Here is a 25918-nt window from a genome sequence, read left to right as displayed (position 1 = left end):
GGGGGGGGGGGGGGGGGGGGGGGGGGCACACGCTCGCGGAGCCACTGGGCCGATGAGGCCTCGAAGGTCAGCGGCGCCACGCGCACCACCTTCATGGGCCGCTGCCACACGCCCGCCACCACCTCCGCGCGCACCCGGTCCAGCCACCCCTCGGCGCCCGCCTTGGCGTCGAAGGTGTGCGGAGCCGGCCGCCGCACCAGGTCCGGACCCACGCAGCTCGCCTGGTACCGACCCGACGACAGCCTGCGCACGTGGCCGGCACCCCGCCGGCCACTCATCTCGCACCTGGATGTGGCGCGGTCGTGCGACATACGTGCGACATCTCTGCCGGTGTGGGTCCATCTGCGGCCACTGCTGTCCTGCGCGGCCAGAGCAGCGCCGCTGCCCCAATTGCAGCACAGGACAAGGGCTTTCAGGACGAACTCATGGAGCTGGCGAGGGGACTTGAACCCCTAACCCCCTGTTTACAAGACAGGTGCGCTACCGATTGCGCCACGCCAGCGCGCGTCGGCGAGCGTGCACTCCCGACGGCGACCCGCACTTTACCGGGCGGTGCCACCGTGACGCGACGAGAGCCGGGACGATCGTCCCTGACCCGGCGGCGGCCTTGGTGTGACGGTGAGGACATGACACAGATCAGAGTTGTCGAGCTCGAGGAGCAACCCACGGCCGTCCTGGGAGAGAAGGTCCCGATGGCCAGCCTCACGGAGTTCTTCGGCCGGGCGTTCGCCACGGTCATGGAGGTCGTGGGCCAGCAGGGCGTCCAAGTCGCCGGACCGCCCTTCGCGATGTACCACGGGACACCCTCCGACACCGTCGACGTCGACGCGGGGTTCCCGGTGACGTCGGCCGTCGAGGCCGGCGAGGGCGTCCGAGCCAGCGTCCTGCCCGCCGGGCGGGCTGCCGAGGCCACTCACATCGGCCCCTACGACACGCTCGCGCAGACCTACGACGAGATGATGCGCTGGATCCTGGAACACGGACTCGAGCCGGGCACCGACATGTGGGAGCAGTACCTCACCGACCCGGAGACCGAGCCGGACCCGGCCAACTGGCGCACCCGAGTCCTCTGCCCGGTCCGCTGACACCGGACCGACCCCTGCCGGACCGGGGGTCGGGACTCGCAGCCGGGACGTGAACGCGCGCGGCCGGCATACCTCCGTCGTCCCTACACTGCAGCAGTGACGCGACCGATCCGCCGCCAGGTGCACGACATCGGTCGGCGCCGCGCCTGGGTCATCTGGTCCGTCGCGCTGGCCGTCTACATCGTCGCCGTCTTCCACCGCACCTCGCTCGGCGTCGCCGGCCTCGTCGCGGCGGACCGGTTCGACATCACCGCCGCGCAGCTCGCGACGTTCACCGTCCTCCAGCTCGTCGTGTACGCCGGTATGCAGATCCCCGTGGGCGTCCTCCTCGACCGCTTCGGCTCCCGGCTCCTGCTGCTGATCGGCCTCGCTCTCATGACCGCCGGGCAGCTGTGGTTCGCCTTCGCTGGGAGCTTCGAGGTCGGTCTCGCGGCGCGCGTCCTGCTGGGCATCGGCGACGCGATGATCTTCACCAGCCTGCTGCGGCTCGTCGCGCTGTGGTTCCGCGTGCGTCAGGCACCGGTCATCACCCAGCTGAGCGGGATGATCGGGCAGCTCGGCGCCGTCGCGGCCGCCACCCCGCTCGCCGCGGCCTTGGAGCGGTTCGGGTGGGAACGGTCCTTCGGGATCTCGGCCGGCGTCGGCGCGCTCCTGTCGGTCGCCCTCGTCCTCATCGTCAAGGACTCGCCCTACACCGGCCTGTCCGTCGAGAAGATCAAGGTCAGGGCGCTCGCCCGCACCCTCGCCGAGGTGTGGGGCAACCCGGGGACGCGGCTCGCGATGTGGATCCACTTCACCGGTCAGTTCGGCGCCACGGTCTTCACGATGCTGTGGGGCTACCCCTTCCTCGTCGAGGGGCAGGGGCTGAGCCCGGCCGCGGCCGGCGGGCTCCTCATCACGCTCACGCTCACCGCCGTCGTCGCCGGGCCGATCGTCGGTCACCTCACGGGGCGGCTGCCCTACCGGCGTTCGCAGATTGTGCAGGTCATCGTCGTCGCCATGGCCAGTGTCTGGGCGCTCGTCCTCCTCTGGCCCGGTCGCGCACCCCTGTGGCTGCTCGTCCTCCTCGTCTGCGTCACCGGCTGCGGCGGCCCCGGGTCGATGGTCGGCTTCGACCTCGCCCGCACCTTCCACCCGTCGGAACGGCTGGGGCGGGCGGCCGGGGTCATCAACATCGGCGGGTTCACGGCCTCGCTCGTGACGATGGCGCTCATCGGGGTCATCCTCGACCAGCGGGCGCCGGGAGGCCCGGGCACCTACACGCTCACCGACTTCAAGTGGGCGATGTCGGTGCAGTTCCTCCTCTGGGGGTTCGGCTCGCTCCAGATCTGGCGCTACCGCCACAAGGGGCTCGACTACATCGATGACCACCCGGGCGCGCTCGACGCCCTGAGGGCGGGCGACACCCTCCTGCCCGGCATCTCCCGCGACCCCGACTGATCGGTCGACGTTCCCCCCGATGACGCGTGTCGGTCACCGGCGAGCCAGCGTCGTCGACCTATAAAGAGGTGACCGGGCCGTGTATGAGACGGCCCGGTCTGTCGTTACCGCTTGCAGGCGGGCTCAGCGCAGGCTCAGCGCAGGAGGTGCCGGCTGATGACGAGCCGCTGGATCTGGTTGGTCCCCTCGAAGATCTGGGTGACCTTCGCCTCGCGGAAGTAGCGCTCGACCGGGAAGTCCTGCGTGTAGCCGGCCCCGCCGAGCACCTGGATCGCGTCCGTGGTCACCTTCATCGCCGCGTCGGTGGCGAGCAGCTTCGCGACGGCGGCCTCCTTGGAGAAGGCCCGGCCGGCGTCCTTGAGCCGCGCGGCATACAGGTAGGCCGCGCGCGCACCGCTGACCGCGGCCTCCATGTCCGCCAGCAGGAACGCGAGCCCCTGGTTCGCGGCGATCGCCCGGCCGAACTGCTGACGCTCCTGCGCGTATGCCGTGGCCGCGTCGAGCGCTGACTGCGCCAGACCCGTTGCGGCGGAGGCGATCCCGAGCCGTCCCGCATCGAGTGCCGACAGGGCGATGGCCATGCCCTGGCCCTCGTCACCAATGCGGTTGGCGGCGTCGACGCGAACCCCGTCGTAGATGACCTCGCGCACGGTGTCGCAGTGCAGGCCCATCTTCTTCTCCGGCGCCCCGAAGGTCATCGCCGCGTCACCGGCCGGCACGACGAAGCACGAGAGGCCGCGCCCGCCGTCGTCGGAGGTCCGCGCGAAGGTCGTGTAGTAGTCGGCGTGGCCGGCGTGGCTGATCCAGGCCTTGCGGCCCTTGAGGACGTATGCCGCACCGTCACCTTCGCCGTCCCGCGTCGCCCGCGTCGTCATCGCGCCGACGTCGGACCCGGCGAGGGGCTCGGAGAGGCAGTAGGCGCCGAGCTGGTCGCCCGAGAGCATCCCCGGCAGCAGGCTCTCCTGCTGCTCGGCGGTCCCGAAGGTCGTCACCGGGTAGGCCGTGAGCGAGTGCACCGACACCCCGACGGCGACGCTCATCCACGACGCCGCGATCTCCTCGACGACCTGGAGGTAGACCTCGTAGGGCTGGGCGCCACCACCGAACTCCTCGGGGTGGGGGAGGGACAGCAGCCCCGCGCGCCCGAGCGTGCGGAACACCTCGGTCGGGAAGGCCTCGCCCGTCGCGGCCGCGCGCTCGGCGTCGTCGACGCGCGGGCGCAGCTCCTTCGCGCAGATCTCGCGGGTGAGGTCGATGAGGTCGTCGCCCTCGGGCGTCGGCATGAGGCGGCTGACCGGCATACCGGCGACTGTAACGCGCGAACCCTCAGGCCCCTGGAGCGTCCTGGAACGGGCTCATCGGCGTGAGCTCGGGCCGCTTGGGCTCGAGCTGGTCGCCGCTGGACAGCCCGCGCATCCGCCGCTGCACCCACGGCGCGAGGTGCTCGCGCGCCCAGGCCGCGTGCGCGCGGAGCTCCTGGCGCCGGGTCGCTCCGTCGGCCGGCGGGAGGGGCGTCGACCAGTCGTCCTCGCTCGCGTGCCCGAGCGAGGTGAGCGCGGCCAGCGCCACGCGGCGGTGGCCCTCGGCGGTGAGGTGGATCCGGTCGTCGGCCCAGAGGCGCCAGTCACGCAGGGCCGGAACGCCCCAGAGGTTGAGCACGTAGCAGCCGTGTCGCTGGGCGATGGTGAAGAGGTTGGCGGTGTGGACGGCGTGCCGGCCACGCAGGGGCTTGAGCAAGCCGGCCTCCTGCGGGTCCACCGGGGTGGCCAGCAGGACGTCGGCGCCGGTCTGCCGCACGCGGACCACCGCGTTCTCGATCGTCTCCATGAGGGTGTTCGTGTCGACCGAGGGGCGCAGGAGGTCGTTGCCGCCGCCGATGATGGACACGAGGTCCGGTGACATGGCGAGCGCCCGGTCCAGCTGCGGGCCCACGACGTCGGAGAGGAGCCGGCCGCGCACGGCGAGGTTGGCGTAGCGGAACGTCACCCGCTCCATGTGCGCGAGATCGCTCAGCGACTCGGCCAAGCGGTCGGCCCAGCCGATGAAGCGGTCCGGTGTCTCCGGGTCGGGGTCGCAGAGGCCCTCGGTGAACGAGTCGCCGAGCGCGACGTAGCTGCTCCAGACGCGCGGCCCGGTCGGCATGGCGTTCACGGGAGTCTCCAGTCGAGGGGCGCGGCGCCCTGGCGGGCGAGCAGGTCGTTGACCTGGCTGAACGGTCGTGACCCGAAGAAGCCGGACCGTGCCGACAGCGGCGAGGGGTGGGCGCTCTCCACACACGGTATGCCGTCCAGCCGGCTCCGCAGGGACCGGGCGTCCCGGCCCCACAGGACCGCGACGAGCGGCCCACCTCGGGCGACGAGGGCGTCGATGGCGCAGTCGGTCACCCGCTCCCAGCCCCGGCCGCGGTGGCTCGCCGACTCCCCGGGACGGACGGTGAGCACGCGGTTGAGAAGGAGCACGCCGCGTTCGGCCCACGGCGTGAGGTCGCCCGTCGTCGGTGCGGGCACCCCGAGGTCGCTCTCGAGCTCGGCGTAGATGTTGACGAGGCTGCGGGGGATCGGCCGGACGTCGGGGGCGACGGCGAAGCTGAGGCCGATGGCGTGCCCGGGCGTCGGGTACGGGTCCTGGCCGACGACGAGCACCCGGACGTCCTCGAGGGGCTGCTCGAAGGCGCGCAGGACGTGGGGGCCGCCCGGCAGGTAGCCGCGCCCCGCGGCCACCTCGCCGCGGAGGAACTCGCCGAGGTCGTCGAGCTCGCCCTGCACCGGTGCCAGGGCCTGCGCCCACGAGGGGTGGACGAGCTCGGCGAGCGGGCGAGGGGTCACGTGGCTCACGGTAGTGCCGTCCCTCCGAGGGGTTGACAACCTACAACCGTTCAGTTGTAGATTGGCTCCATGACCGAGGCGGAGGAGAGCAGAGCCGACGCCCTCTTCCATGCCCTCTCCGACCGGACGCGCCGCGACATCCTGCGTCGTGTGCTGGCGGGGGAGCACTCGGTCTCGGCCCTGGCCCGCAGCTACGACATGAGCTTCGCGGCCGTGCAGAAGCACGTCGCGGTCCTCGAGCGGGCCGGGCTGGTCACCAAGCGCCGCAGCGGTCGCGAGGCCCTCGCGAGCGGGGAGGTGGAGGCCGTGCGTTCGGTCACCGCCCTGCTCGAGGAGTTCGAGACCGTCTGGCGCGGCCGGGTGGCGCGGATCGACGACTTGCTCGCTGGTCCGGGTCACACCTGATCCCTACCCACCGAAGGAGAGAACCATGCCCGTCACGAGCATCGACAAGAATCCCGACGACCACTCGCTCGTCGTCGTCTCGGACTTCCCCGCCCCCGTGGAGCGACTCTGGCGCTTCTGGACCGACCCCCGGCAGCTGGAGCAGTGGTGGGGCCCTCCCGGGTACCCGGCGACCTTCACCGACGCCGTCTTCGAGCCGGGCGGGCGGGTCGGCTACTACATGACCAGCCCCGAGGGCGAGAGGTTCGGAGGGTACTGGGACATCGACACGATCGAGCCGCCGCGTCGCCTCACCTTCCGTGACGGCTTCGCGGACGCCGACGGGAACCCGCAGGAGGGGCTGCCCGTGGGAGTCATCGAGGTCGAGCTCTCCGAGCACGACGGCGGCACCCGGGTCGTGTCGACGTCGACCTACGCCACCGCGGAGGACCTCGAGAAGGTGCTCGCGATGGGGATGGAGGAGGGGCTCACCGGCGCGATCGGCCAGATCGACGAGATCCTCGCCACCGAGCGCGCGACCGCTGACCGCTGAGCGGTGGCCCCTGCTCGGCGGACGCCGAGCAGCGTCAGGACAGGATCGCGCGCAGCTCCTCGAGCCGCGAGGGCACGAGCCGGAACCAGGCCCACGTGCCGCGCTTCTCGCGCTCGATGAGGCCAGCCTCGGTGAGCACCTTGAGGTGGTGGCTCACCGTGGGCTGGGAGAGGCCGACGGCGGGGGTGAGGTCGCAGACGCAGGCCTCGCCCCCGTCGCTGTCCCGGATGATGCTGAGCAGGCGCAGGCGCACCGGGTCGGCCACGGCCTTGAGGGCGACCGCACTCGTCTCGGCCTGCTCGCGCGACATTCCCCCGGGCGTCGTGATCGCGCAGCACTCGCTCGTCGTCGTCATCTCACCCTCCCTGTCGTCTGATCACCATGATGCCACCTCGGCATATTGACGCGCATCGATCGGCCCCCCAGTGCGGCCCGACCGGCCGCGGACGCAGGCGACGGACGCGCCGGCCATGGCTGCCGGCGGCCGTCCAGGTCAGAGGCCGCTCACGTCGAGGAGCGGCTCGTGCGTCGGGTCAGGGTCCCCCACCCAGTCGGGAGAGCCTGTGCTGACGAGTGCGTCGCGCACCTGCGCGGGGCTGGCCCCCGCGTGGGTGGCCAGGAAGAGCGCCGCCGCCCCTGCGACATGGGGGCTGGCCATCGAGGTGCCGGAGATCGACCGGTAGCCACCACCGCGCCAGGTCGACGTCACGCACACCCCGGGAGCCGTGAGGTCGACGTCCGCTCCGTAGTTGGAGAAGTGGGCGAGGGTGTCGTCGTGCCCGACCTGGCAGGTCGGTGCGCCGACGCCCCCGGGTCGGCCGTCGAAGTCGGCGATGGCGGAGACGGTGATGACCTCGTCGTAGGTCGCCGGCACGAAGCCCGCGGAGTCGGCGCCGGCGTTGCCCGCTGCCACCACATAGGTGACTCCTGCCGCCGTGGAGCGGCAGATGGCCTCGCGCATCCCGTGGTCGGTGCACGACCCCGATGCCCCCGACCCGCCCAGGCTCATGTTGGCGACCTCAATGGTGCCGGCGTGAGCCGTCACCCAGTCGATCCCGCAGAGGATGGAGGACCACAACCCTGAACCTCCGGCGTCGAGCACCCGGACCGCCCACAGCCGCGCGCCCGGGGCCACGCCCACGACGCCCGTGCTGTTGTCCTTCGCGGCGGCGATGCCGGCCACGTGCGTCCCGTGTCCGTTGAGGTCGAGGAAGGAGTTGTTGCCCTGGACGCAGTTGACGCCACCGACCACGTTGAGGTCGCGGTGCTTGGCGTCGATGCCGGTGTCGAGGACCGCGATGTCGACATCGACGGCGCCCCGCCCGTTCCCCGACGCCGCGAAGCTCTCGTCGGCGCCCACCCGGTCGACGCCCGGCGGCAGGATCTGCGCGCTCATCCGCACCTCGTGGTCGGGCATCACCCGGAGGACTCGTGGGTCGTCGGCAAGGCTGCGGGCGGCGGCTGGAGTGAGGGACGCGGCATACCCCGTGAGCGCGTGGCGGTACAGGTGCGTCACGGACGCGCCCCGTGACCGCTGGTGGTCGGCGGCGACGGCCCCGGGGTCGGCGCCCGGCCGCAGCGCCACGATGACCTTCGACGTCGGTCCCGGCGCCGCGGTGGCCCCGATGGCGGGGGCGGAGCCGGCGACGAACAATGCCGTCGCCACGGCGAACCCGGCGGTGGCGATACGTGTCCTGATCATGGGCTCTGCCCCTTCCGCGGGTCGAACTCTCATCCCGTCGGCGTCTAGCGTAGAGCCTGTGACGCAGGTCACACTAGAGGCTCAGCCGTCCACTCCACGGCCGACCCGGGATGGAGCAGCGGGGCATCGGCCGCAGCCGAAAGGGGCAGGTCAATGAGGGTCTCACCACGTCTCGGGGCGGCGGTCGTCGCCGCGCTCACCATCGTCGCCGTCACCGGCACACCCGCAGTCGCCGCCCCACCGACCAACGACGTCTACGGCGGAGCCGAGACCGTGGCCGCTGTCCCGTTCAGCACCACCCTGAACACGACGGAGGCGACCACGGATGCCGTGGACGACGAGCTGAACACCGTCTGTGGAGCGCCCGCCATGGACGCCAGCGCCTGGTACTCCTTCACCCCGGACACCGATGACGCCTTCCTTGCCGACGCCTCGGCGTCGAACTACAGCGCTGGCGTCTTCGTGGCCACGGGCGCACCGGGAAGCTTCGAGGTGCTCGCCTGCGGCCCCGAGTTCGCCGCGTGGCAGGCGACAGCGGGCGAGACGTACTCCGTCGTCGTCATCGACGACCAGACGGACGGCGCTGGAATCGGCGGGGAGATGCGACTTTCCCTCGACGTCGCGCCCCCGCCGCCGGCCCTGGAGGTGACGGTCGACTCCACTGCCCGCTTTGACTCGAAGACCGGGACGGCCATCCTCACCGGCACGATCCTGTGTGGTGAGGACGCAGAGTTCGCCTTCCTGGAGGCCCAGCTCACCCAGCGCGTCGGTCGACTCCTCGTTCGTGGGTTCGGCGGGACCGACGTCACCTGCGACGGGACGGCTCGTCCCTGGACTCTCGAGGTGATCGGGGACAACGGCCTGTTCAAGGGCGGCAAGACCGCGTCGGTCACGTTCGCGGCCGCGTGTGGTGCCGCCTTCTGTTCCGAGTACGTCAACGAGTCCACCATCCAGCTCAAGGGCCGGCGGTGAACGGAACCTCCTGAGCCAGCGGCCCGCGAATCGGACTCATGCTCATCCCGTCCGGGCCGCAGCGCGCACCATATATTGACAGACCTCGATGTGACCGGTTGACTCACTCCATCGATGTTCATCAATGCATGGGAAGGTGTCCGACATGACCAGTGCACCCGCGTCGTCCCGCGTCCAGCTCGCGTTGAACGTGGCCGACCTCGAGGCGTCGATCGCCTTCTACTCGGCCATGTTCGGGGTCGAGCCGGCCAAGCGTCGTCCCGGCTACGCCAACTTCGCCGTCGAGCAGCCCCCGCTCAAGCTCGTTCTCATCGAGACCGACGCGCAGGCCCGCGGACACGGCACCGTCGGAGCCCTCAACCATCTGGGCGTCGAGGTCGCCGGCGTCGAGGGCGTCGAGGCGGCGCGCGAGCGGTTCACCGAGGCAGGACTCGCGTCCTTCGACGAGAACGACACGACCTGCTGCTACGCCCTGCAGGACAAGGTGCGGGTCCACGACCCGGCCGGGGCGCCGTGGGAGGTCTACACCGTCAAGGACGAGAACCCCGCCGACGCCCGCCCGGCCACCGCGTCCCTCGAGGGCCTCCAGCCGTCCGGGGCGGACTCCGGCGCCGTCTGCTGCGCCAGCACCGCATGAGCCCGACGACGACCGAGTCGGCCGGGTCCGCCGAGTCAGCCAAGTCCGCCCCGACGTCCGAGGTCGCGGTCGCGGCTCGCCTGTCCACCCTCGACCGCTTCCTCCCCGTGTGGATCGGCCTCGCGATGGTCGCCGGCCTGCTCCTCGGGCGGGCGGTGCCCGGCCTCGGGAGCGCCCTCGGGGCCGTCGAGGTCGACGGGGTGAGCCTGCCGATCGCCCTCGGGCTGCTCGTCATGATGTACCCCGTCCTCGCCAAGGTGCGCTATGACCGGCTCGACTCGGTCACCGCGGACCGGCGGATGCTCGGTGCCTCGCTCGTCCTCAACTGGGTCCTCGGACCCGCGCTGATGTTCGCCCTGGCCTGGCTGCTGCTGCCCGACCTGCCGGAGTACCGGACCGGCCTCATCGTCGTCGGTCTGGCCCGCTGCATCGCCATGGTCATCATCTGGAACGACCTGGCGTGCGGCGACCGTGAGGCCGCGGCCGTGCTCGTGGCGCTCAACTCGGTCTTCCAGGTCGTCGCCTTCGCCGGCCTCGGCTGGTTCTACCTCGCCTGGCTTCCGGGCCGGCTGGGGCTCGAGCAGGACTCGCTGGACGTCTCGACGTGGCAGATCGCCTCGAGCGTCCTCGTCTTCCTCGGGGTGCCGCTCGTCCTGGGCTACCTGTCGCGTCGGGTGGGTGAGAAGAAGTGGGGCCGGACGGCATACGAGACGTCGTTCCTCCCGCGGATCGGTCCGTGGGCGCTCTACGGGCTGCTCTTCACGATCGTCGTCCTCTTCGCCCTGCAGGGCGACCAGATCACGTCCCGACCGTGGGACGTGGCCCGGATCGCGCTGCCGCTCCTCGCCTACTTCGCGCTCATGTGGGGCGGCGGCTTCGCCCTCGGCCGGGGGCTCAACATGACCTACGAGCGCACCACCACGCTCGCGTTCACCGCGGCGGGCAACAACTTCGAGCTCGCGATCGCCGTCGCCATCGCGACCTTCGGGGTGACGTCCGGCCAGGCCCTGGCGGGGGTCGTCGGCCCGCTCATCGAGGTGCCCGTGCTCGTCGGCCTCGTCTACGTCTCCCTCGCCTTCCGTTCCCGCTTCCCCCGCAAGGACTCCCCATGAGCGCCACCGCGCCTGCCCTCCCGTCCGTCCTCTTCGTCTGCGTCCACAACGCCGGCCGCTCCCAGATGGCCGCCGGCTACCTCGAGGCGCTGGGCGCGGGGCGGGTCGAGGTGCGCTCGGCCGGCAGCGCCCCCGCCGACCAGGTCAACCCGGCTGCCGTCGAGGCGATGGCGGAGGAGGGCATCGACCTCACCGCGGCCACGCCCAAGGTGCTGACGACCGAGGCCGTGCAGTCCTCCGACGTCGTCATTACCATGGGGTGCGGCGACGCGTGCCCGATCTTCCCCGGCAAGCGCTACGAGGACTGGGTGCTCGAGGACCCGGCGGGCCGGGGCGTCGAGTCCGTGCGCCCCATCCGCGACGAGATCCGGGGCCGCGTCGTCGAGCTGCTCGAGAGCCTCGGGATCGAGCAGCGCGCCAGCTGATCGCCTCGAGCGCCTGACCGCGGCGCATTTCTCGTTCCGGCCGCTCGAGGCGAGGATGGGGCGGTGAGTGCACCCCGCTGGCAGACGATCCTCTTCGACCTCGACGGCACCCTCGCCGACACGATCCCGCTCATCGTCGCGTCGTACCAGCACGCGTTCCGCGAGGTCCGCGGCGAGGAGGTCGACGAGGTACGGGCCAGGGCCTGGATCGGCCGCCCCCTCCTCGGCGCCCTGCTCGAGGAGGACCCCGAGCGCGGCCACGAGCTCGACCGCACCTACCGGGAGTGGAACCTCGCCAACACCTCGCGCCTCATCCGGCGGTATGCCGGCGTGCCCGAGATGCTCGCCGCCCTCACCGAGGCGGGCGCGGCCGTCCACGTCGTCACGAGCAAGCGCCGCGACACCGCGCGCACCGCGCTCGCGGCCGTCGGGATCGACCACCTCGTCGACGTCGTCGGCGCCCTCGAGGACACGACCCGCCACAAGCCCGAGCCGGACCCACTCCTCCAGGCGGCTCGTCGGCTCGGGATCGACCCCGCGACCGCCGTCTACGTCGGCGACGCCACGGTGGACGTCCTCGCCGCGCGCGCCGCCGGCATGGCCGCCCTCGCCGTGACGTGGGGCGCGGGGGAGCGGGACGCCCTGGCGGCGACCGGCCCGGAAGCCGTCTTCGACAGCGTCGGTGAGCTCACGGCATACCTCCTCGGCGGGACCACTGGGACTGCTGGGACGGGTGAGTAGGCGCGGTCGGCGCGTGTCCAGCGGACACGCCGGGTCGAATGACAGGGCTGTCATTCGACCGATAGAGTGGCGGGCGCAGCCGTCACCGAGAAGGGTCGAACACGTGAACGTCGTCCACGACACCGCCGCGCCCGCTGAGCCCAGGCACGAGGCGCTCAGCGATCGTGACCGCCGGATCATCGACTTCGAGCGGCAGTGGTGGAAGTACGCCGGCTCCAAGGAGTCGGCCATCAAGGAGCTCTTCGACATGAGCCCCACCCGCTACTACCAGGTGCTCAACGCGCTCATCGACAGCGCCGTCGCCATGGAGCACGACCCGATGCTCGTCAAGCGCCTCCGCCGCCAGCGCGCCACCCGCCAGCGTGCCCGCTCGGCCCGCCGCCTCGGCCTGCAGCCGCAGGGCTGAGTCGTGGCCGACCTCGACTGGAGCACCCCGGAGGGCCTCGCGGCCATCACGGACCACCTCGCCGCCCGGATCGAGGGCTGGCGCCAACCCGTCGCGTACGCCGTCGGCGTGAGCTCCGCGTCCAGCTCGCCGGAGTGGGACTTCGCGCACATCAACACCCCCGGCGGACGGCACGCCCTGCCCGCCGTCGTCCTGGCGAGCGTCCTGGGCCACGACGGCTCGACCGCCACGCTCGACCTCACGACGGCCGAGCTCGCGGCGGCCGTCGAGTCGCTCGAGCCGGCACAGGCGTGCACGTCGCTGGAGCACCCCAACCTCGCCGCCTGGCGGGTCGCGCTCGCCGAGGCGCGGTCCAACCCGGCGCGCACGCTCGTCGCGGTGTTCGTCGCCGACCTCGAGGACCCCGTCTCGTCCGAGGCCGACGGGGCGATGCGGGCGACCTTCGAGGGTCACGCACCCGTCCTCTGACCGACCCGGCGCGCTGCGCCAGCGTCCGCAAACCTGGTCGAGAACGCGACCACCACTGCGGACGCACGCGGACGGCATACGACGGCGTCCGCAACCCTGGTCGGAAAGGCGACCAGAATTGCGGACGCAACGGCGGGCGGGCGTTTGCACTCTCCACACGAGAGTGCCAATAATGGGTTAGCACTCTCGGCATGAGAGTGACAGAACCTGGCCAGTCCGGTGAGGGTCCGCACGCGCGCAGACATGAGGCGCGCGAGCAGGCTCGTCCGTCGCGGGCGCCCTCTGGCCAGCCCCTTCGTCGTGTGGGAGGAACCACCCGAATGGCCAAGATCATCGCTTTTGATGAAGAGGCTCGCCGCGGTCTCGAGCGAGGAATGAACGTCCTCGCCGACGCCGTCAAGGTCACCCTGGGGCCCAAGGGCCGCAACGTCGTGCTGGAGAAGAAGTGGGGAGCCCCCACGATCACCAACGACGGTGTGTCCATCGCCAAGGAGATCGAGCTCGACGACCCGTACGAGAAGATCGGCGCCGAGCTGGTCAAGGAGGTCGCCAAGAAGACCGACGACGTCGCCGGTGACGGCACGACGACGGCGACCGTCCTCGCCCAGGCCCTCGTCAAGGAAGGCCTGCGCAACGTCGCCGCCGGTGCCAACCCGATGGCGCTCAAGCGTGGCATCGAGAAGGCCGTCGCGGCCGTCTCCGACGAGCTGCTCGCCAGCGCCAAGGACGTCGAGACCAAGGAGCAGATCGCTGCCACGGCCTCGATCTCCGCTGCTGACCCCCAGATCGGCGAGATGATCGCCGAGGCCATGGACAAGGTCGGCAAGGAAGGCGTCATCACCGTCGAGGAGAGCAACACCTTCGGCCTCGAGCTCGAGCTCACCGAGGGCATGCGCTTCGACAAGGGCTACATCAGCCACTACTTCGTCACCGACGCCGAGCGCATGGAGACCGTCCTCGACGAGCCCTACGTCCTCGTCGTCAACTCCAAGATCGGCTCGATCAAGGACCTGCTGCCCCTCCTCGAGAAGGTCATGCAGTCCGGCAAGCCGCTGCTCATCATCGCCGAGGACGTCGAGGGCGAGGCCCTGTCGACGCTCGTCGTCAACAAGATCCGTGGCACGTTCAAGTCGGTCGCCGTCAAGGCTCCCGGCTTCGGCGACCGCCGCAAGGCCATGCTCGCCGACATCGCCATCCTCACCGGTGGCCAGGTCATCTCCGAGGAGGTCGGCCTCAAGCTCGACACCGCGGAGCTCGACCTGCTCGGCAAGGCCCGCAAGGTCGTCGTGACCAAGGACGAGACGACCATCGTCGAGGGTTCGGGTGACGCCGACCAGATCCAGGGTCGCGTCAACCAGATCCGCGCCGAGATCGAGAAGTCGGACTCGGACTACGACCGCGAGAAGCTCCAGGAGCGCCTCGCCAAGCTCGCCGGCGGCGTCGCCGTCATCAAGGCGGGCGCGGCGACCGAGGTCGAGCTCAAGGAGCGCAAGCACCGCATCGAGGACGCGGTGCGCAACGCCAAGGCTGCCGTCGAGGAGGGGATCGTCGCCGGTGGTGGCGTCGCCCTGCTCCAGGCCGGCAAGGCGGCGTTCGCCAAGCTCGAGCTCACCGGTGACGAGGCGACCGGTGCCAACATCGTGCGCGTCGCGATCGAGGCCCCGCTCAAGCAGATCGCCATCAACGCCGGCCTCGAGGGCGGCGTCGTCTCCGAGAAGGTGTCGAACCTCGAGTCCGGGTGGGGCCTCAACGCCGCCACCGGCGAGTACGTCGACCTCATCAAGGCCGGCATCATCGACCCGGCCAAGGTGACGCGCTCGGCGCTGCAGAACGCCGCGTCGATCGCCGCGCTGTTCCTCACGACCGAGGCCGTCATCGCCGACAAGCCCGAGAAGGCTGGTCCGGCGATGCCTGGGGGCGGCGACGAGATGGGCGGGATGGGTTTCTGACCCACCCCTCTGACGTCGACTGGACGGGCGGCTCTCCCCACGGGAGGGCCGCCCGTTCCGCGTTCCGGATCGGGGTCGTGCCGTCGTCGCGGTGGGGGTCGTGTTGGGGGTCGGGTCAGGGTCCGCTCGGGGTGAAAACCCACAGCGCGTATGCCGTGTGCGCACCTACCGTGGTCCCCATGAGTACCGACCTGGCCCCCGAGCGCCGCGCCACGAACACCAGCACGAAGGTGGCCGCCCGCGTCACCGACCTCGTGAAGACCTACGGCTCGGGGGACACCTCGGTCACCGCCCTGCGGGGCGTGAGCCTCGACATCGCCGCCGGCGAGTTCACCGCCATCATGGGCCCGTCCGGCTCGGGCAAGTCGACCCTCATGCACTGCGCGGCCGGGCTCGACTCGGTGACCCGCGGGACGGTGCAGCTCGGGGACATCGAGCTGACCTCGCTCAAGGAGAAGGACCTCACGAAGGTCCGGCGCGACCACATCGGGTTCGTCTTCCAGTCGTTCAACCTCATCCCCACGCTCAACGCCGAGGAGAACATCCTCCTGCCGCTGTCGATCGCCGGCCGCAAGCCGGACCGGGCATGGTTCGACCACGTCATCTCGACCGTGGGCCTGGGGGACCGGCTGGGCCACCGGCCGGGCGAGCTGTCCGGCGGTCAGCAGCAGCGCGTCGCCTGCGCCCGGGCCCTCGTCAGCCGGCCCGAGATCATCTTCGCGGACGAGCCGACCGGCAACCTCGACTCCACGTCCGGTGCCGAGGTCCTCGGCTTCCTGCGGCGCTCGGTCGACGACTTCGGACAGACCATCGTCATGGTCACCCACGACCCCGGCGCCGCGAGCTGGACCGACCGGGTCGTGTTCCTCGCCGACGGCCAGATCGTCACCGAGCTGCGCGAGCCCACCCCGGAGCGGATCCTCGAGACGATGAAGAGCCTCGACGCGAAGGTGCAGGGCTGACCCATGCTGCGTGCCAGCTGGAAGAGCCTCATGGCCCGCAAGCTGCGGCTGTTCATGAGCGCCTTCGCGATCATCCTCGGCGTCGCCTTCGTCGCCGGCTCGTTCGTCTTCACCGACACCCTGGGTCGCAGCTTCGACTCGATCATGTCGAGCACCGTCGGCGACGTCGTCGTGCGTCCCGCTGTCGGTGACACCGACCTCGAGGAGGAGCCGTCGACCGCGACCCTCCCGGGATCCCTCGTGGCCACGCTCGCGAAGACCCCGGGGGCCGCCCGCGCCGACGGCAACATCACCAACTTCGGCACGTTCGTCGTGGGCAAGAACGGCAAGCTCATCGGCGGCTTCGGGCCCCCCGGGATCGGCGTCAACTTCACCGACGGTCCGGCGGCCAAGGGCCTGCAGCCCTGGAGCCTCACCCTCGGGGACTGGCCGGACGCTCCCGGGGAGGTCGTCCTCGACGACAAGACCGCCGACAAGGCCGGCTACCTCGTCGGTGAGAAGGTCAACATCGTCACCTCGGGCTCGCAGCCCCAGGTCGAGGCCAGGCTCGTCGGCATCGCGTCGATGGACGGCGGGCTCGCCGGGGCCAGCGTGACCATCTTCGAGACGTCGCAGGCGCAGCAGCTCTTCACCGAGGGCAAGGACCTCTACTCCGACATCTGGGTGACGGCGGCGGACGGGACCAGCCAGCAGGAGCTCCGCGATGCGGTTGCTGCCTCGCTGCCGCAGGGAGTCGAGGCGGTCACGGGCGACACGGCTGCCGACCAGGCCGCCTCCGACGTCCAGGAGGCGCTCGGCTTCATCACGACCTTCCTGCTCATCTTCGCGGGGGTGGCGCTGGTCGTGGGGTCGTTCCTCATCGTCAACACGTTCAGCATCCTCGTGGCGCAGCGCTCCCGTGAGCTCGCGCTCTTCCGAGCGCTCGGCAGCACGCGGCGCCAGGTCGCGAGGTCGGTCCTCTTCGAGGCGTTCGTCATCGGCCTCGTCGGTTCGGTCATCGGTCTGGGGATGGGGATCGTCATCGCCATGGGCATCCGCGTCCTCTTCGGACGCTTCGGCCTGGACCTCAGCGAGCAGGCGCTCATCATCGAGCCGCGCACCATCGTCGTGTCGCTCGTCGTCGGGCTGGTCGTCACCCTCGTCGCGGCCTACCTGCCGGCGCGCAAGGCGGGCAAGGTGCCACCGGTCGCGGCCATGCGTGACGACGCCGTCCTCGCCGAGAGCGGCATGCGCGGTCGCACCATCGTCGGGTCCTTCCTCACCGTCGTCGGAGCGGCGCTCCTCGGCACCGGGCTGTTCGTCGATGTCCCCAACCCCACCTACTGGGTCGGCGGCGGGATCCTCGGTGTCGTCCTCGGTGTCGCGCTCATCAGCCCGCTCGTCGGGCGACCGGTCATCGCCGGCATCGGCTGGATCTACCGCAGGGTGTTCGGCGCCGTCGGGCTCATGGCCCAGCAGAACGCCCAGCGCAACCCGCGCCGCACCGGCGCCACCGCGTCGGCGCTGATGATCGGCGTGACCCTGGTGTCGATGATGGCGGTCTTCGGGGCGAGCGCGAAGGCGAGCATCGACAAGGCGGTCAACCGCGAGTTCGTGGCCGACTACGTCGTCTCCAGCGCCGTCGGCATGCCGTTCTCGTCCGAGGTGACCAACCGGCTCACCCGGGTCGAGGGTGTCGAGGAGGTCGCCGCGTTCCGCTGGGATGCCGTCTCGGTCAAGGGTGATCGCGCGGGTGCCATCGGCATCGACCCGGACCACGTCGGGGTCCTCGGTCCCACCCCCATGGTCACGGGTCGGCTCGACGCCCTCACACCGACGTCGGTGTCGGTCTCGCAGGAGCGCGCCACCGCCGACTCGCTCGCCGTGGGCTCGACCGTGGAGTTGACCCGCAGCGGCACGACCAAGCCCTTCACGGTCTCGGCGGTCCACGGGGAGTCCGCCCTGCTCGACTCCGACTTCCTGCTCAGCCACGCCGCGCTCGAGTCCCTCGGGGCACCGAAGACGGACTCGTTCGTCTTCGTCACCCGCAAGGCGGAGACGGTGCCGGCGCAGGTGGCCCGCGACCTCGACAGGGCACTGGCCGACCTGCCGGTCGTCACGGTCAAGGACCAGGACGAGTTCGCGGACGAGCAGCGGAGCCAGATCAACCAGATGCTCTACCTGATCTACGCCCTGCTCGGGCTGGCGGTCATCATCGCGATCCTCGGCATCATCAACACCCTTGCCCTCTCGGTGATCGAGAGGACCCGCGAGATCGGGCTGTTGCGGGCGGTGGGCCTGAGCCGGCGCCAGCTCAAGCGGATGCTGCGGCTGGAGTCGATCGTCATCGCCCTGCTCGGCGCCGCCCTCGGTGTCGGACTCGGCGTGGCCTTCGGGGTGGCGCTCCAGCGGTCGCTGTCCGACGACGGCATCGACGTGCTCGCCGTGCCGTGGCCGCAGCTCGCGCTCTTCGTCGGCCTGGCCGGCCTCGTGGGCATCCTCGCCGCCTGGTGGCCGGGATGGCGGGCGGCCAAGCTCGACATCCTCCGGGCCGTGACGACCGAGTAGGCCCTCCCCCCGACTGATTGCGCGTTCTGTTCAGGTCATCGGGCCGAAGGCCCTCCGCCCTGAACGGAATGCGCAATCAGTGGCGCCGGTGCGGTCGGTATGCGCAATAAGTCGCAAGGGGGGTCAGGTGAACATGCGGGTGTTCTGGGCCTCGGTCTCGGCGTACTGGGCGCCCGCGGCGCCGAGCACGCGACCGATCGTGTCGAGCGAGGACTGGACCTGGCGCTGGGTGCCCTGCCACTGGGCCACGACACCCTGGAACTGGGTCGCCGCGCCGCCCGTCCACGCGTCCTGCAGTGCGGTGAGGCGCGACATCATCTGCGCGACCTGCCCCTCGATCTCGCTCGAGATGCGGGCGATGTCACCCGAGGCGGCCTGGATCCGCTCGGTGTCGACCTGGAAGTGCGCCGCCATGGCGGGTCTCCTCTCTCGGCGTCGCACCCGGTGGTGCGACCACTCCCTCGACCGTAGGCAGGTCGACGGAGCGGCCCGTCGAGTTGTCCACAGGCTCGGGACGGGCGCGGCATACGATCACGGGGTGCTCCTCATCGACCCGCCCGCGTGGCCGGCCCACGGGCGGCTGTGGTCCCACCTCGTGAGCGACACCTCGGTGGAGGAGCTGCACGCCTTCGCCACGCGGGTCGGGATCCCGCGACGCGGCTTCGAGGGCGACCACTACGACGTCCCCGAGGAGAGGTATGCCGCGGTCGTCGCCGCGGGCGCCCTCCCCGTCGAGGGCCGCGAGCTGCTCCAACGCCTGCGGGACAGCGGTCTTCGGATCGCCAAGCGCAAGCATGAGCGGGTGCTGCAGAGCACGTCGCACGCGTCGTGGCTGCCGCGCGGCGGACGCGCCGACGTCATCGCGTCGAGGCAGGAGAACGCACCTCCCAACACCGTGGTGGTGCGCCTCGCGGTGACCGGGCCGAGCGGGCTGCTCGTGCGTCGCCGGCCGGACGGGGACCTGGACCTCCCGAGCAGCCCCGTCGGGTCTGCCACCGTCGAGGCCGCCCTCGCCGACCTCGTCGTGTCCACCGTCGGAGCGGCCGGACGGCAGGCTCCGTCGCTCATCGGCTACGTCCGCAACGTCGTGCGGGAGCCGGACGACCACTACCCGTGGCCGACCCCGTTCGCGTGCTTCGCGGTGCACGCGCTCCCGTCGAGCGGCCGCGAGGTCCTCACCGTGGGTGAGTGGGTCGCGTTGCGGGACAGCGCTGGCGAGCTCGGCGACCGACACTGGTGGCCGGTCGTCGCGCTGCACCTCGGGCTCATCTCAGTCGACGCAGCTCACGACTGAGGTTGCGCCTGGCCGCGGGCTCCCAGTCGCTCCGGGCCAGCTCGGTCCGGTACACCGACTCACGGTCGAGGAACGGCTCGAGGACGGCCGTCCGGCCGCGGGCGTAGTCGAGGTCGGGGACGGACGCGTACTCGCGCCGCACGTCCGCGCAGTACTCGTCGAAGCGGCCCGTCGGTGCCGCGAGGATCCACAGGTCCGCGTCGTGGAAGACCGCGTGCGGCCCCCTCGTGTCCGAGACGACGTGGTCCGTCGAGTCCAGGACGAGGGACGTCACGGTGTCGACCACGGCGGCGGCGATGCCGTTGGCGGACAGGGCCGTTCGGGCGAGCTCGGCACTGAGGCGCTCGTTGTCCGCCGGGGTCGTCACGTCGTAGACCGCGTCGTGGAACCACGCGGCGAGGACGACGGCCGCCCAGTCGGCGTCGGCGTCGGCGTCGAGGGAGGAGGCGCGCAGGCGGGTCAGCGCCGCCACCACCTCGTCGAGGTGCCGCAGGTCGTGGTAGCCGCGATGCTGCTCCGACCACCGTCCGGTCAGGTCCGCACGGACGGGGACGAGGCCGTGCACGTCACCCCTGACGACTCGCACGGCCTCGTCCCACACCTCGTCCCGCTGCATGCGGGAAGTCTCTCAGGCGGCAGCCTCCACCGGGCGTGCCCGCTCCAGGGCCTTGGCGTATGCCGTCCCGCTGGCGAGGAGCAGCAGTCCGGTGACGATGAACGCCACCACCCGCCACAGCCCGTCGAGGGTGGCCAGGTCGAAGAGGAACAGCTTGGCGACGCTGACCGCCGCCAGCCCAAGGCCCAGCCGGAGCGCGAGGATCCGCCGGGACTCAGCGCGCAGGCCGCGAAGGAGCAGCCACGCCGAGGCAAGCATCCACAGGACCGTGGCCAGGGCGTGCCCGGCGAGGAAGCCCGTCGCCGTGGCGTCGAGGGCGTCACCGACGAGCAGCCCGAGCGAGATCACGGCGACCGCCGAGGTGACCAGCCCGGCCACCAGCGCGGCGAGCCGGGTGAGGCGGCGGACCTGGGCGGAGACACCGCGCACGACGTCGACCCCCCAGGCGCCGAGGGCCGCCACTCCGCCGGCCAGGGCACTGTCGACCAGCGCGGTGACCGCGTCGTGGTCGCGGGCCAGTCCCAGCTCGACGAAGGCGAAGGGGTGGGTGAGGTAGGCGACGGACGCCACGACGGTGGCCCCGGCGGCGACCCAGAGCGTGACGCGCGAGCGCGTCGTCACGGCCGCCGCGGCATACCCGAGGGCCGTGAGGAGGACACCCGTGACGACCCAGCGCTCGGGGGCGCCGCTCGTGACGGCTAGCAGGGCCGCGACCCCCGAGACGGCGCCGATGGTCGTGGCGAGCGGCGTGGGCACCGGCCCGACGGGCGGACGCGAGGTGACGGCCAGGGCGACCGCGAACGCCACGGCGACGAGAGCGAAACCCGTGGTCCGCAGGGTCTCTCCGTGCACCCCGAACGAGGCGAGCAGGACGACGGCCGAGGCCGCGGTCGTGGCGCTGCCGACGAGGTCGCGTCCGTCGTGGCGTCCGGCGGAGACCGCACCGGCCAGGGCCAGCAGGGCCAGGGCGGTGGCGGCGATGAGCGCGACTCGGGACGGGCTGCCGTCGTCCTCGGCCACGGCGATCCCGAGCAGGACCAGGCCGCTCGCCGGGATGGTGCGGGCCGCGGCCAGCATCGGCCAGCCCCGGTCCCCGCGCGCCATGAGTGCCGCGGCGGAGAGCACGACGACGAAGAGCGACACCTCGTCGCCGGGGCGCCCGGCGACGAACGGCGCGAGGAGGGTGGCGCCGACGACGGTGATGACGGCGAGGAGCTGGCGCTCCCACCTGCGGGCGAGGAGCAGCCCACTCACCGCGACCGCGGCCGCGATCAGCAGCCCTCCGGCGCGCGGCACCCAGCCGTAGACGGTGGTGACGGCGACGACGTCGAGGTAGCCCGCGGCATACCCGGTGGCGGCGAGGGCGACGGGAGCGGCACTCGAGCGGCCGACGGCGACCTCGCGTCCGTGGACGACGTGACCGGCACCGACGAGCGCCACGGCGAGCAGGACACCGAGCGCGACCCGCAGATCGGGGACGAACCAGCCCTGCTGCATCGCGAGGGCCAGGAGCATCGCCACCCCGATGAGGGTGACGACGGCCCCCGCGAGGGCGAGCACCTTCGTGACCGCGCCTTCGCGCTGCCACCAGGACGGCAGGGCACGGACTGGCCGCGCGGACGGAGGGACCGCGGGCGGCGGCACGGTGCCGCGTGGCGGGGGCTGCGTGGCGGTGGTGGGGGCCGGGCCGGTGGGGGCTCCCACTGCGGGCGCCGACGCCGGCGTCACCGCGGTCTGGGTGACCTCGAGGGAGGCGCGCATGCGGGCGAGCCCGTTGCCCACGGCATACATCCGGTTCATCGCCTCGGCGAACTCGACCTCGAGTCGCCGCACGTCCTGCAGCTGTTGGTTCATGGGGACAGCGTGGAACGGCGAGTACCCCGACTCCATGAGTCGGGGTACTCACCGGGTCACTCAGGTGGGTGGCATGCCGCTGAGTGCCGGCCGCGGATCAGCCCGCGGGGGTGGCGACCAGGGTCGCGGAGATCTCCTGGCTCTTGTTGTCGCGCAGGACGGTGAGCGTGACGGTGTCACCGACGGCGTGCTCGCGGATGTGGGCCACGAGCGACTCGGCGGAGTCGACCGCCTCGCCGTTGACCTGGGTGATGACGTCACCCTGCTTGAGCCCGGCCTTCTCGGCGGGCGTGCCGCTCACGACGGTGCGGACCAGGGCGCCGGCGCGGGTGGCGCTGCCGTCCGAGGCGCTGCCGTCGGCCGGGGCGACGCCGAGGTAGGCGTGCTCGGCCGTGCCGTCCTCGATGAGCTGCTCCGCGATCGACGCGGCCTCCTTGACCGGGATCGCGAAGCCGATGCCGATGTTGCCGCTCGTGCCACCGGACGAGCCGAGGGAGGCGATCGAGGAGTTGATCCCCACGAGCTGGCCGTTGGCGTTGACGAGGGCCCCACCGCTGTTGCCGGGGTTGATCGCGGCGGAGGTCTGGATCGCGTTGGTGACGACCGGCTCGGTGCTGGACTGCTGCGGGCCGTTGCCGAACGGGTTCTGCGGCCCCTGCTGGGCGGCGCTGGTCGTCACCGGGCGGTTGAGCGCGCTGACGATGCCCGTGGTCACGGTCCCGGCCAGCCCCAGCGGGTTGCCGACGGCCATGACCGGGTCGCCGACCTTGAGCGCGTCCGAGTCGCCGATGGAGATCGGGCGAAGGTCGTCGGGCGCGCCCTCGATGGTCACGACCGCGAGGTCGGTCGAGGGGTCGGTGCCCTGGATGCGCGCCTTGAAGGTCCGGCCGTCGGACATCGTCACGGTGAGCTCGTCCGCGCCGGCGACGACGTGGTTGTTGGTGATCACGTGCCCGGAGTCGTCGATGACGACCCCGGAGCCCTCGCCGCTGTCGGTCTTGATGGCCACGACGCTGGGAGAGACGGCGGCCGCGGTGGCGGTCCAGTTGGGGGACTGGGGGTTGCTCTGGGAGACGGGTGCGGTCTCGGCACCGCGACCCAGACTGGAGGAGGACGACGCGGTGGGGGACTGCGTCTCCTGCGACCCCAGCTGGGTCGCGGCGTAGGTGCCGCCCGTGGCGAGGGCGGCGGTGAGCGCAGCCACCGCGACGAGCTCACCGAGACGGCGCCGGGGGCGAGGCTCCGTCGTCGGCTGCTGCGGGGCTGCCCCGTGGGCCGGTGGCGGGGGGAATACCGGTCCGGCGGGTTCGTGGGCGCCGTGCCAGATGGTCGGCGCGTGGCTCGATGCCTGCGTGTCGTGGGTCGGGTGGGCCTGGGGGGCGGCGAACTGGGGCGCCGCCTGCCGGGACGCCGGCTCGTGGGACGCCGGCTCGTAGGACGTCGGCTCCTGGGACGCCGGCTGCTGGGGAAGTGCCTGGGTCGTGGCGTCACCGTGGGTGACCGGAACGTCGGGCGCGTGGGGGCCCGGCTCTCCGGACGGGCCGTGCTGACCGGACTGCTCGTGGTCTCCGTGGTCGGTGCTGCTCATCAGGTGTGTCTCCTTCGTCGGGTGGGGCACTCCACACTCAAGCCCCCCGACCTCAAGAGCCGCTGGACCGAGCCTGTGAGCGGACTGTGGGTATGCGCACGACGAACGTCGCGCCACCGCCGGGCGTCTCGTGGACGCCGACGCGACCGTGGTGCGCGGCGACGATGGCGGCGACGATCGCCAGGCCGAGGCCGTTGCCGCCCCCGGCCGAGCGGCCGCGTGACGGGTCGGCGCGGTAGAAGCGCTCGAAGACGCGATGTGCTGTGCCAGAAGGGATTCCGTCGCCGTGGTCACGCACCTCGATGACGCCGTCGGCGCCGTCGACACCGACGGCGAGCTCGATGGCGCGACCGTCCGGGGTGTGCCGGATGGCGTTGGCGACGAGGTTGGTCACGACCTGGCGGAGCCGGGACTCCGACCCCCACACGGGGGTCGCGGACACCGGGCCGCTGAGCCCGGTCATCGTGATCCGCCGCTCCGGCGCGCGCACCCGCGCATCGGCCGTCGCGTCCGCGGCGAGGACCGTGAGGTCCACGTCGCCCATCGAGGCGGTCGGCTGCTCGTCGAGCCGCGCGAGGGTGAGGAGGTCCTCGACGAGCCCGCTCATCCGACCGGACTCGGACTCGATGCGCTCCATCGCCGCACGGGTGTCCTCCGGGCTCGAGATGGCGCCCTGGCGGTGCAGCTCGGCGTAGCCGCGGACTGTCGCCAGCGGGGTGCGCAGCTCGTGGCTGGCGTCGGCGACGAACTGGCGCATCCGGTCCTCGGACGCCTCGCGCACCGCGAAGGACGCCTCGATCTGGGCGAGCATCGCGTTGAGGCTGCGCGACAACGAGGTGACCTCGTCGTCGGCGGCGCGCACCGGGATGCGACGCGTGAGGTCGCCGCCGGCGATGGCCGCGGCCGTGTCCTCGATCTGGGTGAGGGGACGGAAGGCCCGGCGGACGGCATACCAGCCCAGCAGTGCCGACCCGGCGAGGACGAGAGCGCTGAGCGCGCCGGTCGTCACGAGCAGCCGCGTCACGGTCTGCTTCACCGAGCGCAGCGGTACGCCCACCGCGAACGTCGCCTCGTTGCGCCCGACCGTGCCGGCGACGAAGCGCCACTCCATGGCGCCGTCGACGGACGGCACGGTGAACGGCTGACCGCCCCGGACACGGGAGTCGTCGAGGGCGAGCCGGGGGACGTCGGGGTGCAGGCGGACGCCCGTCGGGTTGACCGTGGTCGCCTCACCGTTCATCGGGAAGAGCACGAAGGCGTAGCCGGTCGGCTTCGAGTCGTCACCCTTGGTGAGGTCGGCGAGGGCCTGTGTCGCAACGGGCCGGGCGACGCTCTCGAGCTCGGAGTCGACGCGCCCCATGAGGTCGCGGTGCATGAGGTAGGCCGTGGCGAGGTTCGAGAACAGCAGGGCCGCCGCGAGGACCAGGAGGACGATCGCGACGAGCCGGACCCGCAGTGGCATGCGCTCGAGCCGCGACACGACCGCGGGCGGGCCGGCGAGCCGGGACCTCACGTCTGCGGGGGAAGGCGCAGGACGTATCCGACGCCGCGCTTGGTGTGGATCAGGGGCGGGTGGCCCTCGGTGTCGATCTTGCGGCGGAGGTAGGAGATGTAGGACTCGACGATGCCGCTCTCGCCGCGGAAGTCGTACTCCCACACGTGGTCGAGGATCTGCGCCTTCGACAGGACGCGGTTGGGGTTGAGCATGAGGTAGCGCAGGAGCTTGAACTCGGTCGGGCTGGTCTCGATGACACGGCCGGCGCGGCGGACCTCGTGACTGTCCTCGTCGAGCTCGAGGTCCTCGAAGCGCAGCGCGGCGCTGTCGTCGAACTCGCCGCGGGTGCGTCGCAGGACCGCGCGGATCCGGGCGACGACCTCCTCGAGGCTGAACGGCTTGGTGACGTAGTCGTCGCCGCCGACGGTGAGGCCGGTGATCTTGTCGTCGACGGAGTCGCGGGCCGTGACGAAGACGATCGGGAGCTGGCGGCCGGACTCGCGCAGCTTGCGCGTCACCGCGAAGCCATCCATGTCGGGCAGCATGACGTCGAGCACGCACAGGTCCGGGTGGTGCGCGTCGGCGAGCCTGACCGCCTCGCCGCCGGTGGCTGCCGTGTGGACCTCGAAGCCGGCGAAGCGGAGCGAGGTCGCGAGGAGCTCACGGATGTTGGGCTCGTCCTCGACGACGAGGAGCGTGGCCTCGGGGGTCTGGGTGGCGTTCACCTTCGCAGTGTCCCGCCGGAGTCTGGGAGTTGGCTGGACGCGCGCCGTGAGCTCGCCCGGGAGCGCGCGTGGGTGGCGCGACCCAAACCGGTTCGCGAACCACACTGTCGCTTGTGATGTGTCGGGACATCGCTGACA

General features: G+C 71.7%; 26 protein-coding genes, 1 tRNA gene and 1 pseudogene. 15 read left to right on the top strand and 13 right to left on the bottom strand.

Annotation, left to right across the window (positions count from 1 at the left end):
* Window positions 1–278 (bottom strand): annotated as a pseudogene (locus N801_RS22065) (site-specific integrase); the annotation flags it as partial.
* A gap of 148 nt (window positions 279–426) precedes the next feature.
* Window positions 427–502, bottom strand: a tRNA-Thr gene (locus N801_RS15320).
* A gap of 124 nt (window positions 503–626) precedes the next feature.
* Between N801_RS15320 and N801_RS15315 the strand changes: the two genes are divergently transcribed.
* Together N801_RS15315 and N801_RS15310 are read left to right on the top strand one after the other, a co-directional pair.
* Window positions 627–1085 carry a GyrI-like domain-containing protein gene (locus N801_RS15315; protein WP_035939633.1) on the top strand — a complete coding sequence of 153 codons (459 nt, stop codon included), beginning with the start codon at window positions 627–629 and terminating at the stop codon, window positions 1083–1085.
* A gap of 96 nt (window positions 1086–1181) precedes the next feature.
* On the top strand, window positions 1182–2525 hold the full coding sequence (locus N801_RS15310) for an MFS transporter (RefSeq protein ID WP_084109076.1): 1344 nt from the start codon (window positions 1182–1184) through the stop codon (window positions 2523–2525).
* Between the two features lie 134 nt (window positions 2526–2659).
* Here N801_RS15310 and N801_RS15305 read toward each other — a convergent pair whose 3' ends face one another.
* The 3 genes from N801_RS15305 to N801_RS15295 are packed head-to-tail and all read right to left on the bottom strand — an operon-like array spanning window position 2660 to window position 5350.
* Entirely contained in the window at window positions 2660–3826 is a 1167-nt protein-coding gene (locus N801_RS15305) for an acyl-CoA dehydrogenase family protein (protein ID WP_035939631.1), read from the bottom strand.
* A gap of 25 nt (window positions 3827–3851) precedes the next feature.
* Complete coding sequence (locus N801_RS15300; protein ID WP_035939661.1) at window positions 3852–4667, bottom strand: SGNH/GDSL hydrolase family protein; 816 nt, start codon at window positions 4665–4667, stop codon at window positions 3852–3854.
* A 5-nt stretch (window positions 4668–4672) separates the two neighbouring features.
* Window positions 4673–5350 carry a uracil-DNA glycosylase gene (locus N801_RS15295; protein WP_035939660.1) on the bottom strand — a complete coding sequence of 226 codons (678 nt, stop codon included), beginning with the start codon at window positions 5348–5350 and terminating at the stop codon, window positions 4673–4675.
* 69 nt (window positions 5351–5419) lie between these two features.
* On the opposite strand from N801_RS15295, the gene N801_RS15290 reads away from it, so the two are divergent.
* Window positions 5420–5755, top strand: coding sequence for an ArsR/SmtB family transcription factor (locus tag N801_RS15290; RefSeq protein WP_035939629.1), 336 nt, complete (start codon window positions 5420–5422; stop codon window positions 5753–5755).
* Window positions 5756–5780: 25 nt separating this feature from the next.
* Window positions 5781–6287: an SRPBCC family protein gene (locus N801_RS15285; protein ID WP_035939627.1), complete on the top strand. Its 507-nt coding sequence runs from the start codon at window positions 5781–5783 to the stop codon at window positions 6285–6287.
* Between the two features lie 34 nt (window positions 6288–6321).
* On the opposite strand, the gene N801_RS15280 is transcribed toward N801_RS15285, so the two are convergent.
* Together N801_RS15280 and N801_RS15275 are read right to left on the bottom strand one after the other, a co-directional pair.
* A complete protein-coding gene (locus tag N801_RS15280) occupies window positions 6322–6642 on the bottom strand; it encodes an ArsR/SmtB family transcription factor (RefSeq protein WP_035939624.1) in 321 nt (106 codons plus the stop codon).
* A gap of 138 nt (window positions 6643–6780) precedes the next feature.
* Entirely contained in the window at window positions 6781–7989 is a 1209-nt protein-coding gene (locus N801_RS15275) for a S8 family serine peptidase (protein WP_084109073.1), read from the bottom strand.
* Window positions 7990–8142: 153 nt separating this feature from the next.
* Here N801_RS15275 and N801_RS15270 point away from each other — a divergent pair, with 153 nt between their 5' ends.
* The 10 genes from N801_RS15270 to N801_RS15225 all read left to right on the top strand — a co-directional run bounded on the left by N801_RS15270 (window position 8143) and on the right by N801_RS15225 (window position 18208).
* Window positions 8143–8961: a DUF6299 family protein gene (locus N801_RS15270; protein ID WP_035939622.1), complete on the top strand. Its 819-nt coding sequence runs from the start codon at window positions 8143–8145 to the stop codon at window positions 8959–8961.
* Window positions 8962–9106: 145 nt separating this feature from the next.
* The gene (locus N801_RS15265) at window positions 9107–9598 is read left to right on the top strand and encodes an ArsI/CadI family heavy metal resistance metalloenzyme (protein ID WP_035939619.1); all 492 of its coding nucleotides are present in this window, start codon (window positions 9107–9109) and stop codon (window positions 9596–9598) included.
* Window positions 9599–9723: 125 nt separating this feature from the next.
* Complete coding sequence (arsB, locus tag N801_RS15260; RefSeq protein ID WP_245618473.1) at window positions 9724–10710, top strand: ACR3 family arsenite efflux transporter; 987 nt, start codon at window positions 9724–9726, stop codon at window positions 10708–10710.
* Window positions 10707–11135 (top strand): arsenate reductase ArsC, encoded by a 429-nt coding sequence (locus tag N801_RS15255; protein ID WP_035939618.1) that lies wholly within the window; start codon window positions 10707–10709, stop codon window positions 11133–11135. Before arsB ends, N801_RS15255 begins: the two co-directional genes overlap by 4 nt.
* 63 nt (window positions 11136–11198) lie before the next feature.
* Window positions 11199–11876 (top strand): HAD family hydrolase, encoded by a 678-nt coding sequence (locus tag N801_RS15250; RefSeq protein WP_035939617.1) that lies wholly within the window; start codon window positions 11199–11201, stop codon window positions 11874–11876.
* Between the two features lie 103 nt (window positions 11877–11979).
* Window positions 11980–12282 carry a DUF3263 domain-containing protein gene (locus tag N801_RS15245; RefSeq protein ID WP_035939616.1) on the top strand — a complete coding sequence of 101 codons (303 nt, stop codon included), beginning with the start codon at window positions 11980–11982 and terminating at the stop codon, window positions 12280–12282.
* A gap of 3 nt (window positions 12283–12285) precedes the next feature.
* Window positions 12286–12750, top strand: a complete 465-nt coding sequence (locus N801_RS15240) for a hypothetical protein (RefSeq protein WP_035939615.1) — start codon at window positions 12286–12288, stop codon at window positions 12748–12750.
* A gap of 320 nt (window positions 12751–13070) precedes the next feature.
* Entirely contained in the window at window positions 13071–14699 is a 1629-nt protein-coding gene (groL, locus tag N801_RS15235; RefSeq protein ID WP_035939614.1) for a chaperonin GroEL, read from the top strand.
* Window positions 14700–14878: 179 nt separating this feature from the next.
* On the top strand, window positions 14879–15661 hold the full coding sequence (locus N801_RS15230; protein WP_052113165.1) for an ABC transporter ATP-binding protein: 783 nt from the start codon (window positions 14879–14881) through the stop codon (window positions 15659–15661).
* Window positions 15662–15664: 3 nt separating this feature from the next.
* A complete protein-coding gene (locus N801_RS15225) occupies window positions 15665–18208 on the top strand; it encodes an ABC transporter permease (protein WP_035939613.1) in 2544 nt (847 codons plus the stop codon).
* 123 nt (window positions 18209–18331) lie between these two features.
* On the opposite strand, the gene N801_RS15220 is transcribed toward N801_RS15225, so the two are convergent.
* A complete protein-coding gene (locus N801_RS15220; RefSeq protein WP_035939612.1) occupies window positions 18332–18622 on the bottom strand; it encodes a WXG100 family type VII secretion target in 291 nt (96 codons plus the stop codon).
* 124 nt (window positions 18623–18746) lie between these two features.
* Between N801_RS15220 and N801_RS20795 the strand changes: the two genes are divergently transcribed.
* Window positions 18747–19502 carry a DUF4031 domain-containing protein gene (locus N801_RS20795; RefSeq protein WP_245618472.1) on the top strand — a complete coding sequence of 252 codons (756 nt, stop codon included), beginning with the start codon at window positions 18747–18749 and terminating at the stop codon, window positions 19500–19502.
* On the opposite strand, the gene N801_RS15210 is transcribed toward N801_RS20795, so the two are convergent.
* The 5 genes from N801_RS15210 to N801_RS15190 form a co-directional block, all read right to left on the bottom strand.
* Window positions 19474–20118 (bottom strand): HD domain-containing protein, encoded by a 645-nt coding sequence (locus N801_RS15210; protein ID WP_052113163.1) that lies wholly within the window; start codon window positions 20116–20118, stop codon window positions 19474–19476. The two genes, N801_RS20795 and N801_RS15210, sit on opposite strands and share 29 nt — an antisense overlap.
* 12 nt (window positions 20119–20130) lie before the next feature.
* On the bottom strand, window positions 20131–21972 hold the full coding sequence (locus N801_RS15205; RefSeq protein WP_052113161.1) for a DUF2339 domain-containing protein: 1842 nt from the start codon (window positions 21970–21972) through the stop codon (window positions 20131–20133).
* Window positions 21973–22069: 97 nt separating this feature from the next.
* Window positions 22070–23560, bottom strand: coding sequence for a S1C family serine protease (locus tag N801_RS15200; protein ID WP_156996798.1), 1491 nt, complete (start codon window positions 23558–23560; stop codon window positions 22070–22072).
* Window positions 23561–23612: 52 nt separating this feature from the next.
* Window positions 23613–25073 carry a sensor histidine kinase gene (locus tag N801_RS15195; protein ID WP_035939610.1) on the bottom strand — a complete coding sequence of 487 codons (1461 nt, stop codon included), beginning with the start codon at window positions 25071–25073 and terminating at the stop codon, window positions 23613–23615.
* Window positions 25070–25780, bottom strand: coding sequence for a response regulator transcription factor (locus tag N801_RS15190; protein ID WP_035939608.1), 711 nt, complete (start codon window positions 25778–25780; stop codon window positions 25070–25072). Before N801_RS15190 ends, N801_RS15195 begins: the two co-directional genes overlap by 4 nt.
* Window positions 25781–25918 lie beyond the last annotated feature (138 nt).

Source organism: Knoellia aerolata DSM 18566 (assembly GCF_000768695.1).
GTDB lineage: Bacteria > Actinomycetota > Actinomycetes > Actinomycetales > Dermatophilaceae > Knoellia > Knoellia aerolata.
This window is presented reverse-complemented; position numbering and strand designations above follow the sequence as displayed.

What these genes read in the sequence shown, in the direction of transcription:
- N801_RS15315 (WP_035939633.1), top strand. Translation starts at nt 627, where the DNA reads ATGACACAGATCAGAGTTGTCGAGCTCGAGGAGCAACCCACGGCCGTC.
- N801_RS15305 (WP_035939631.1), bottom strand. Translation starts at nt 3,826, where the DNA reads ATGCCGGTCAGCCGCCTCATGCCGACGCCCGAGGGCGACGACCTCATC.
- N801_RS15300 (WP_035939661.1), bottom strand. Translation starts at nt 4,667, where the DNA reads ATGCCGACCGGGCCGCGCGTCTGGAGCAGCTACGTCGCGCTCGGCGAC.
- N801_RS15290 (WP_035939629.1), top strand. Translation starts at nt 5,420, where the DNA reads ATGACCGAGGCGGAGGAGAGCAGAGCCGACGCCCTCTTCCATGCCCTC.
- N801_RS15285 (WP_035939627.1), top strand. Translation starts at nt 5,781, where the DNA reads ATGCCCGTCACGAGCATCGACAAGAATCCCGACGACCACTCGCTCGTC.
- N801_RS15280 (WP_035939624.1), bottom strand. Translation starts at nt 6,642, where the DNA reads ATGACGACGACGAGCGAGTGCTGCGCGATCACGACGCCCGGGGGAATG.
- N801_RS15275 (WP_084109073.1), bottom strand. Translation starts at nt 7,989, where the DNA reads ATGATCAGGACACGTATCGCCACCGCCGGGTTCGCCGTGGCGACGGCA.
- N801_RS15270 (WP_035939622.1), top strand. Translation starts at nt 8,143, where the DNA reads ATGAGGGTCTCACCACGTCTCGGGGCGGCGGTCGTCGCCGCGCTCACC.
- N801_RS15265 (WP_035939619.1), top strand. Translation starts at nt 9,107, where the DNA reads ATGACCAGTGCACCCGCGTCGTCCCGCGTCCAGCTCGCGTTGAACGTG.
- arsB (WP_245618473.1), top strand. Translation starts at nt 9,724, where the DNA reads ATGGTCGCCGGCCTGCTCCTCGGGCGGGCGGTGCCCGGCCTCGGGAGC.
- N801_RS15255 (WP_035939618.1), top strand. Translation starts at nt 10,707, where the DNA reads ATGAGCGCCACCGCGCCTGCCCTCCCGTCCGTCCTCTTCGTCTGCGTC.
- groL (WP_035939614.1), top strand. Translation starts at nt 13,071, where the DNA reads ATGGCCAAGATCATCGCTTTTGATGAAGAGGCTCGCCGCGGTCTCGAG.
- N801_RS15230 (WP_052113165.1), top strand. Translation starts at nt 14,879, where the DNA reads ATGAGTACCGACCTGGCCCCCGAGCGCCGCGCCACGAACACCAGCACG.
- N801_RS15225 (WP_035939613.1), top strand. Translation starts at nt 15,665, where the DNA reads ATGCTGCGTGCCAGCTGGAAGAGCCTCATGGCCCGCAAGCTGCGGCTG.
- N801_RS15220 (WP_035939612.1), bottom strand. Translation starts at nt 18,622, where the DNA reads ATGGCGGCGCACTTCCAGGTCGACACCGAGCGGATCCAGGCCGCCTCG.
- N801_RS15210 (WP_052113163.1), bottom strand. Translation starts at nt 20,118, where the DNA reads ATGCAGCGGGACGAGGTGTGGGACGAGGCCGTGCGAGTCGTCAGGGGT.
- N801_RS15205 (WP_052113161.1), bottom strand. Translation starts at nt 21,972, where the DNA reads ATGAACCAACAGCTGCAGGACGTGCGGCGACTCGAGGTCGAGTTCGCC.
- N801_RS15200 (WP_156996798.1), bottom strand. Translation starts at nt 23,560, where the DNA reads ATGAGCAGCACCGACCACGGAGACCACGAGCAGTCCGGTCAGCACGGC.